General features: G+C 76.5%; 9 protein-coding genes. 3 read left to right on the top strand and 6 right to left on the bottom strand.

The genetic code is table 11. From position 1 onward, the window contains the following. From HGCM_RS16745 to HGCM_RS03710, 3 genes are all read right to left on the bottom strand, one after another. Positions 1 to 1,583: heavy metal translocating P-type ATPase (locus HGCM_RS16745; RefSeq protein WP_147572990.1), on the bottom strand; the 1,583-nt coding region annotated here is incomplete at its 3' end. A gap of 151 nt (positions 1,584 to 1,734) precedes the next feature. After that, positions 1,735 to 1,971 (bottom strand): heavy-metal-associated domain-containing protein, encoded by a 237-nt coding sequence (locus HGCM_RS03715; protein WP_019135539.1) that lies wholly within the window; start codon positions 1,969 to 1,971, stop codon positions 1,735 to 1,737. Positions 1,972 to 1,979: 8 nt separating this feature from the next. After that, a complete protein-coding gene (locus HGCM_RS03710; protein WP_019135538.1) occupies positions 1,980 to 2,312 on the bottom strand; it encodes a metal-sensitive transcriptional regulator in 333 nt (110 codons plus the stop codon). A gap of 134 nt (positions 2,313 to 2,446) precedes the next feature. Here HGCM_RS03710 and HGCM_RS03705 point away from each other — a divergent pair, with 134 nt between their 5' ends. The 3 genes from HGCM_RS03705 to HGCM_RS03695 all read left to right on the top strand — a co-directional run bounded on the left by HGCM_RS03705 (position 2,447) and on the right by HGCM_RS03695 (position 4,671). Further along, the gene (locus HGCM_RS03705; RefSeq protein WP_019135537.1) at positions 2,447 to 2,905 is read left to right on the top strand and encodes an RrF2 family transcriptional regulator; all 459 of its coding nucleotides are present in this window, start codon (positions 2,447 to 2,449) and stop codon (positions 2,903 to 2,905) included. Positions 2,906 to 3,052: 147 nt separating this feature from the next. Next, complete coding sequence (locus HGCM_RS03700) at positions 3,053 to 3,985, top strand: sulfite exporter TauE/SafE family protein (protein ID WP_040398921.1); 933 nt, start codon at positions 3,053 to 3,055, stop codon at positions 3,983 to 3,985. Between the two features lie 77 nt (positions 3,986 to 4,062). After that, on the top strand, positions 4,063 to 4,671 hold the full coding sequence (locus tag HGCM_RS03695; protein ID WP_019135535.1) for an RDD family protein: 609 nt from the start codon (positions 4,063 to 4,065) through the stop codon (positions 4,669 to 4,671). A 58-nt stretch (positions 4,672 to 4,729) separates the two neighbouring features. Here HGCM_RS03695 and hemL read toward each other — a convergent pair whose 3' ends face one another. The 3 genes from hemL to HGCM_RS19640 form a co-directional block, all read right to left on the bottom strand. After that, positions 4,730 to 6,046 (bottom strand): glutamate-1-semialdehyde 2,1-aminomutase, encoded by a 1,317-nt coding sequence (gene hemL / locus HGCM_RS03690; protein WP_019135534.1) that lies wholly within the window; start codon positions 6,044 to 6,046, stop codon positions 4,730 to 4,732. Further along, positions 6,043 to 7,044, bottom strand: a complete 1,002-nt coding sequence (hemB, locus tag HGCM_RS03685; protein ID WP_019135533.1) for a porphobilinogen synthase — start codon at positions 7,042 to 7,044, stop codon at positions 6,043 to 6,045. Before hemB ends, hemL begins: the two co-directional genes overlap by 4 nt. Next, positions 7,041 to 7,413 (bottom strand): uroporphyrinogen-III synthase (locus tag HGCM_RS19640; RefSeq protein ID WP_173390535.1); only part of this gene is annotated, 373 nt, incomplete at its 5' end. The genes hemB and HGCM_RS19640, both read right to left, overlap by 4 nt.

Here is a 7,413-nt window from a genome sequence, read left to right as displayed (position 1 = left end):
ACGGCGCGCGCGATCGGGTGCTCGGCGAGGCGCTCGACCGCGGCGGCCGTCGCCAGGACGTCGGCGCGTCGCGCCTCGGCGTCGTCCGCCGCGCCGCCCGGCAGCAGCACGTCCGTGACCGCCATGCGGCCCTGCGTCACGGTGCCGGTCTTGTCGAGCACGACGGTGTCCACCGTCCGCGTCTGCTCCAGGACCTCGGGGCCCTTGATGAGGATGCCGAGCTGCGCGCCGCGGCCGGTGCCGACCAGCAGCGCCGTCGGCGTCGCGAGCCCGAGGGCGCAGGGGCAGGCGATGATGAGGACGGCGACGGCCGCCGTGAACGCCGCCTGCGCCCCCGCCCCGGCGACCAGCCACCCGGCCAGCGTGCCCACCGCGAGCACGAGCACCACGGGGACGAAGACGGCCGAGACGCGGTCGGCGAGCCGCTGCACCGGCGCCTTGCCCGTCTGCGCGGCCGCGACGAGGCGGCCGATCTGCGCGAGGCGCGTGCGCTCGCCCACCTGCGTCGCGCGGACGACGAGCGAGCCGGACGCGTTGACGGTCGCCCCCGTGACGTCGTCCCCGGGCGCGACGTCCACCGGGACCGGCTCGCCCGTGAGCAGCGACGTGTCGACCGCGCTGGTGCCCTCGACGACCACGCCGTCGGTCGCGACCTTCTCACCGGGCCGGACGACGAACAGGTCACCGACCTGCAGCTGCCCGATCGGCACGCGCCGCTCCGTGCGGCGGCCGTCCTCGGTGACCAGCACCGCGACGTCCTTCGCGCCGAGGTCGAGCAGGGCGCGCAGCGCGTCGCCCGCGCGGCGGCGCGCGCGGTGCTCGACGTACCGTCCGGCGAGCAGGAACGTCGTGACGACGGCCGCGACCTCGAGGTAGAGCTCGGGCGCGTCGGACTGGCGCGGCAGCAGCGACGGCGTCATCCGCATGCCGAGCTCGCCGGCGCCACCGAGCAGCAGGGCCCACAACGACCACCCCGTCGCGGCGATCACGCCGATCGAGACGAGGGTGTCCATCGTCGACGCGCCGTGCCGGGCCGCACGCGCCGCCGCGCGGTGGAAGGGCCACGCCGCCCACGTGGCGACGGGCAGGGCCAGCGCGGTGACGACCCACTGCCAGCCGGTGAACTGGAGGGCGGGGACCATGGACAGCGCGAGGACGGGCACGGTCAGGACGGCCGCGACCCGCAGGCGGCGGCGCAGGTCCGCCCCGCGGGCGTCCGTCGGCGCCGAGGTGTCCTCGTCCGGGTCCATGTCGTGGCCCGGCGCCATCGAGTGCCCGGAGAGGGCGTGCTCGATCGGGTCCATGCCGGCGTGCGCGGGTGCGTCGTGGGACCCGTGCCCGGGCGCGCCGCCGGCGCGCGCCGACGCCTCGACCCGGTCGCTCGGCTCGACGCGCGTCACGCGCGCCTCGTACCCCGCAGCCCGGACCGCGCCGAGCAGCGCGTCGACGTCGGCGGGTTCGCCCTCGTCCGGCCGCCGGATCTCGACGTGCGCCTGCTCGAGCGGGAGGTTCACGGTCGCGCTGACGCCCGGCAGCCGGCCGAGCCGCTTCTCGACGCGCGCGACGCACGACGCGCACGTCATGCCCTCGACCGCGAGGTCGACGAGCGCGAGCGGCGGCTCCGCCGCGGTCTGCGAGGCGTGCTGGGTCTGCGGGGTCGTCACGGCGACCACACCTTCCTTCGTGCGGGTGCTGGGTGCTGCCGGGCCGCGGCCCGGCCGCTGCCGGTCGGTGTCAGAGCAGCGAGCGGCGCGGGGTGACGGCGTAGCCGGCCTCGGTGACCGCCTCGGCCACCGCCTCGTCGGCGAGGGGCGCGTCGGAGGTGACGGCGACGGGGCTCGACCCGCCGGCGACGAGGTCGACGCGGACGTCGGTGACGCCGGGCAGCGCCGAGAGCTCGGTGGTGACGGCGTGCACGCAGTGGCCGCACGTCATCCCGTCGACGGCGAACGTGGTGGTGGTGGTGCTCATGGCGCTCCTCAGCTCCTCACGAGGCGGGCGATCGCGTCGGCCGCCTCCTTGACCTTCTCCTGACCGGCCTCCGGCGACTGCCGGGCCGCGTCCACGACGCAGTGCCCCAGGTGGTCCTCGACGAGGCCGATGCTCACCGCCTGCAGCGCCTTCGTCACGGCCGAGACCTGGGTGAGGACGTCGATGCAGTAGACGTCCTCGTCGACCATGCGGGCGATGCCGCGCACCTGGCCCTCGATGCGGCGCAGCCGCTTGAGGTACTCCGCCTTCCGGTCGGTGTAGCCGTGCGGCCCGTCGTGCTCGTGCGTCGCGGCCTGGTCGGCCGGGGTCGTCCCGCTCACGTGTGCCCTCCTCCGTCGTGGCTGCCAACAGCATACCCCCATGGGGTATTCCGGACGCACGTGGACGCCCCTGCACCGACGGCCCGGGCCCGTCGGTGCCCGGCGGCGCGGCCCGGCACGGCACAATGACCGGCATGCGGGTATCGGCGAAGGCGGACTACGCGGTCCGGGCGTGCGCCGAGCTCGCGGCCAGCCCGCACGGCGACCCCGTGGCCTCCGAGGTGCTGGCCGCCGGCCAGGGCATCCCCGTGAGCTTCCTCGAGCGGATCCTCGGCGACCTGCGCCGCGGCGGCGTGGTGGTGAGCGTCCGGGGGCGCTCCGGCGGCTACCGGCTCGCCCGGGCGGCGGAGGAGATCACGCTCGCGGACGTCATCCGCGCCGTGGACGGCCCCCTCGTGACGGTCCGGGACGAGCGGCCGCCGGGCCTCGAGTACTCCGGGTCCGCGGCCGCGCTGCTCGACGTCTGGGTCGCCCTGCGCTCGAGCGTGCGCGAGGTCCTGGACGAGGTGACCCTGGCGGCGCTCGTCGCGAAGGAGCTGCCGGAGACGGTGCTGGAGAAGGCGCGGCGCGACGGCGCCTGGGACAACCCCTGACCCTGCGCCGGCGGTCCTGAGCCTCGTCCCGCCAGCCGGGACGTCGTCTCAGCATGCGGCTGTGGGTTGATACCCCAGCAAGGCGATCGGGATTATCGACGTATCACGTCCGCGGGCCCCCGGGTCCTCGTCCCGAGGTGGGTCCGCATGAGGAACCTGATCGTGCTCGGCCTCGTCGGCCTGGCCGCTCAGCTCGTCGACGGCAGCCTCGGCATGGCCTACGGCGTGACGTCCACGTCGCTCCTCCTCGCCGTCGGAGCCGCCCCGGCGACCGCGTCGGCCACCGTCCACCTCGCGGAGGTGGGCACGACGCTCGCCTCCGGGCTGGCGCACTGGCGGTTCCGCAACGTCGACTGGGGCGTCGTCCTCAAGATCGGCGTGCCGGGCGCGGTCGGCGCCTTCGTGGGGGCCCAGGTGCTCTCCGGCCTGTCGACCGAGGCCGGCAAGCCGCTCATGTCGGCGATCCTCCTCGCCCTCGGCGCCTACGTGCTCGTCCGGTTCACGCTGCGCGGGCCGCGCACCGACCGGCTCGGCACCCCCCTGCGCCGGCGGTTCCTCGCGCCGCTCGGGCTCGTCGCCGGCTTCGTCGACGCGACCGGCGGCGGCGGGTGGGGCCCGATCGGCACGCCCGCGCTGCTGGCCTCCGGACGACTGGAGCCGCGCAAGGTGATCGGCTCGATCGACACGTCCGAGTTCCTGGTGTCGAGCGCCGCGAGCGTCGGGTTCCTGCTCGCCCTGGGCACCGCGGGCGTGGACGCGCGCATGGCGGTCGCCCTGCTGGCCGGCGGGCTCGTCGCGGCGCCCCTGGCGGCGTGGCTCGTGCGCCTCGTCCCGCCCCGGGTGCTCGGGTCGGCCGTCGGCGGCCTCATCGTCCTCACGAACGTCCGGACCCTCCTGCAGGACGGTCTCGGGCTCGGCGGGACCGTGTGGGAGCCGCTCGCGCTGGGTGTGCTCGCGCTCGTGTGGGCCGGGGCGGTCGCGTACTCGGTCCGCCGGCACCGGGCGGAGGTCGCGCGGGAGCGCCGGCGCGCGGCCGAGCCGTCCGACACCCGGGCGGTGGGCGAGCCCGCAGCGGTCTGACGCCGGACGTCCCTCGGACGGATGACCGCGCGCGGTCGGCTCGCCCGGGCCGCCGGGCGGCGGTCATACTCGCTGCGATGAGCGGCCACGACCCCGACGACGTGCCGCCCGGTGCGGCGGCGCGCCGGGACGACAAGGCGTGGAACGACGGCGCGGTCCCCGAGCCGGACGCCGGCCCGTCGCCGACGGGCACGCTCTGGGAGCCGACGCCCACGGTGCCGTTCCCGCGCCCGCCCGCCGAGGCCGACCCCACCGCCGACGACACGCCCGTGCCGAGCCGGCCGCGCTACGCGCCGTGGACGAGCCGGGCGGCCGGCTGGGTGATCGACCAGGCGGTCATGGTCGTCCCGCTGCTGCTCGCCATCGAGGCCGCCGCGTCGGCGCACGGCGGCTGGGCCGTCGGGCTGCGCGTCCTCGGCGTCGCGTGGGCGGTCGCGTGGTTCGTCGGGAACCGGGTCGTCGCCCAGGGGCGCAGCGGGGTGACGCTCGGCCGGTCGTTCCTCGGCACGCGCCTCCTGCTCGCGACCAGCCGGCGGCCGTGCGGGTGGCGCCTGGCGCTGTGGCGCGAGGTGCTGCACCTGCTCGATGCGCTGTGGCTCGTCGGCTTCCTGCGGCCGCTGTGGGACGGCCGGCGGCGCACGTTCGCCGACTCGCTCGTCCAGACCTCGGTGCTCGTCGACCTCTAGCGCGACGACGCCCCGCCCGCGGTGCGCGGACGGGGCGTCGGGGCGACGCCGTGCGACGTCAGGACGGACGGGCCTCCGCGGCCGCGCGCGCGGCGGCCGGCAGCGCCGCGACGATCCGGTCGACCGCCTCGTCGTCGTGCGCGGACGAGACGAACCACGCCTCGAACGGGCTGGGCGGGGCGTACACGCCCTGCTCGAGCAGCGCGTGGAAGAACGGCCCGTAGCGCCACGACTCGCTGGCCTGCACCGCGTCGTAGGTCGGCGCGCCGTGCTCGGCCGCGTCCTCGCCGAACACCGTGCTGAACAGGTTGCCGGCCCACTGCACGACGTGCGGGACGTCGACGTCGGTCAGGGCGGCGCTCAGCTCGGCGCGCAGCCGTGCCGAGACCTCGTCGATGCGGGCGTAGACCGCATCGTCGGCGAGGCGCAGCGTCGCCAGGCCGGCCGCCGTGGCCACGGGGTTCCCGGACAGCGTGCCCGCCTGGTAGACGGGCCCGGACGGCGCGAGCTGCGACATGACGTCCCGGCGCCCGCCGACCGCCGCGACGGGCAGGCCGCCGCCGACGACCTTGCCGAACGTGAAGAGGTCGGGCGCCCAGCCCTCGCGCAGGCCCTCGAGCCCCCACCAGCCGGAGTACCCGACGCGGAAGCCGGTCAGCACCTCGTCGAGGATGAGCAGCGCCCCGTGCTCGGAGGTGATCCGGCGCAGCTCGGCGTTGTACCCGGGCAGCGGCGGGACGACGCCCATGTTGGCGGGCGCGGCCTCGGTGATGACCGCGGCGATGCGGTCGCCGTGGGCGGCGAAGGCCGCCTCGACCGCGGCCAGGTCGTTGTAGGGCAGGACGATCGTCTCGGCGGCCACGGCGGCGGAGACCCCGGCGGAGCCGGGCAGCGCGAGCGTCGCGACGCCCGAGCCCGCCGAGGCGAGCAGCGCGTCGACGTGGCCGTGGTAGCAGCCGGCGAACTTCACGACGAGGTCGCGGCCCGTGTACCCGCGGGCCAGACGCAGCGCCGTCATCGTCGCCTCGGTGCCGGTCGAGACGAGGCGCACCTTCTCCGCGGCCGGCGCGCGGAACCGGATCTCCTCGACGAGGTCCACCTCGGTCGTCGTCGGGGCGCCGAAGCCGAGGCCGCGCGACGCCGCCTCCTGCACCGCCTCGACGACCGCGGGGTGCGCGTGCCCGAGCAGGGCCGGGCCCCAGGAGCCGACCAGGTCGACGTACTCGTGGCCGTCGACGTCGGTGACGTACGGCCCCCGCGCCGAGGCGAGGAAGCGCGGCGTGCCGCCGACCGCGCCGAAGGCGCGGACGGGCGAGTTGACGCCGCCGGGGATCACTGCGCTCGCGTGCGCGAAGACCTCGGCGCTCGTGCTCATCGGTTCTCCTCTGCCAGCCAGCCGGCCAGCTCCAGTGCGTGGTAGGTCAGTACGTGATCGGCTCCGGCGCGCCGGATGCTGAGCACGGACTCGAAGATCGCCCGTCTGCGCTCGATCCACCCGTTCGCAGCAGCGGCCTCCAGCATCGCGTACTCGCCGGACACCTGGTAGGCGGCGACCGGCACGGGCGACGACGCGGCGACGTCCGCCAGCACGTCGAGGTACGCCAGCGCGGGCTTCACCATGACGACGTCGGCGCCCTCCTGCACGTCCAGCTGCACCTCGAGCGCCGCCTCCCGGCGGTTGGCGGGGTCCATCTGGTACGTCCGGCGGTCGCCGACGAGCTGCGACTCCACGGCCTCGCGGAACGGGCCGTAGAACGCGCTCGCGTACTTCGCGGCGTAGGCGAGCAGCGCGACGTCGGTGCGCCCGGCCTCGTCGAGCGCGTCCCGCACGTACCCGACCTGGCCGTCCATCATCCCGGACAGCCCGATCAGGTGGGCGCCGGCCTCGGCCTGCGCCAGCGCCATGTCGGCGTAGCGGACGAGCGTGCCGTCGTTGTCCACCGACCCGTCGGCCGCGAGCACGCCGCAGTGGCCGTGGTCGGTGAACTCGTCGAGGCACAGGTCGGTCTGGACGACGAGCGCGTCGCCCGCCTCGGCGACCGCGTCCGCGATCGCGAGGTTGAGGATGCCGTCGGGGGCCGTGGCCTGGCTGCCCACCGCGTCGCGAACCCGCGGGACCGCGAACAGCATGACGCCGCCGAGCCCCGCCTCCGCGGCCTGCGCCACGGCGCGGCGCAGGGAGTCGCGCGTGTGCTGGACGACGCCCGGCATCGCGGCGATCGGCCGCGGCTCGTCGAGGCCCTCGTGCACGAACACCGGCAGGACGAGCTCCGCCGGGGACAGCCGCGTCTGGGCGACGAGCCGGCGCATCGCGGGTGTGGCCCGCAGGCGGCGCGGACGGATGCGTCCGACGCCTCCGGGGGTGGTGGTCATCGGTCCTCCTCCTGGGTGCTGGTGGTCCCGTCGGCCCGGGCGGCGGCCTCGACGAGGGCCGCGACGATGCCCGCCATGGTCTGCTGCTCGGCGACCGCGGCGACGGGCAGGCCGCGGGCGTCGAGCTCGGCGCGGGTCGTCGGGCCGATCGCGACGAGCAGCGTGCCCGCCGGGGGGGCGCCGAGCGTCTCGTCGAGGCGACGCACGGTGCTGGCCGACGTCAGCAGCGCGGCCCGGACCTCGCCCGACGCCCACGCGGCGCGGAGGTCGTCCGGCGGCGGCGGCGCGTCGACCGTGCGGTACGCGACGACCTCGTCGACCTGCCAGGCCCGGGCGCGCAGGCCGTCCGCGAGCGTCGGCGCCGCGAGG

Source organism: Cellulomonas massiliensis JC225 (genome assembly GCF_000312005.1).
GTDB lineage: Bacteria > Actinomycetota > Actinomycetes > Actinomycetales > Cellulomonadaceae > Cellulomonas > Cellulomonas massiliensis.
The sequence above is the reverse complement of the archived record's forward strand: the minus strand, read 5'-3'. Positions and strand labels throughout refer to the sequence as shown.

What these genes read in the sequence shown, in the direction of transcription:
- HGCM_RS03715 (WP_019135539.1), bottom strand. Translation starts at nt 1,971, where the DNA reads ATGAGCACCACCACCACCACGTTCGCCGTCGACGGGATGACGTGCGGC.
- HGCM_RS03705 (WP_019135537.1), top strand. Translation starts at nt 2,447, where the DNA reads ATGCGGGTATCGGCGAAGGCGGACTACGCGGTCCGGGCGTGCGCCGAG.
- HGCM_RS03700 (WP_040398921.1), top strand. Translation starts at nt 3,053, where the DNA reads ATGAGGAACCTGATCGTGCTCGGCCTCGTCGGCCTGGCCGCTCAGCTC.
- HGCM_RS03695 (WP_019135535.1), top strand. Translation starts at nt 4,063, where the DNA reads ATGAGCGGCCACGACCCCGACGACGTGCCGCCCGGTGCGGCGGCGCGC.
- hemL (WP_019135534.1), bottom strand. Translation starts at nt 6,046, where the DNA reads ATGAGCACGAGCGCCGAGGTCTTCGCGCACGCGAGCGCAGTGATCCCC.
- hemB (WP_019135533.1), bottom strand. Translation starts at nt 7,044, where the DNA reads ATGACCACCACCCCCGGAGGCGTCGGACGCATCCGTCCGCGCCGCCTG.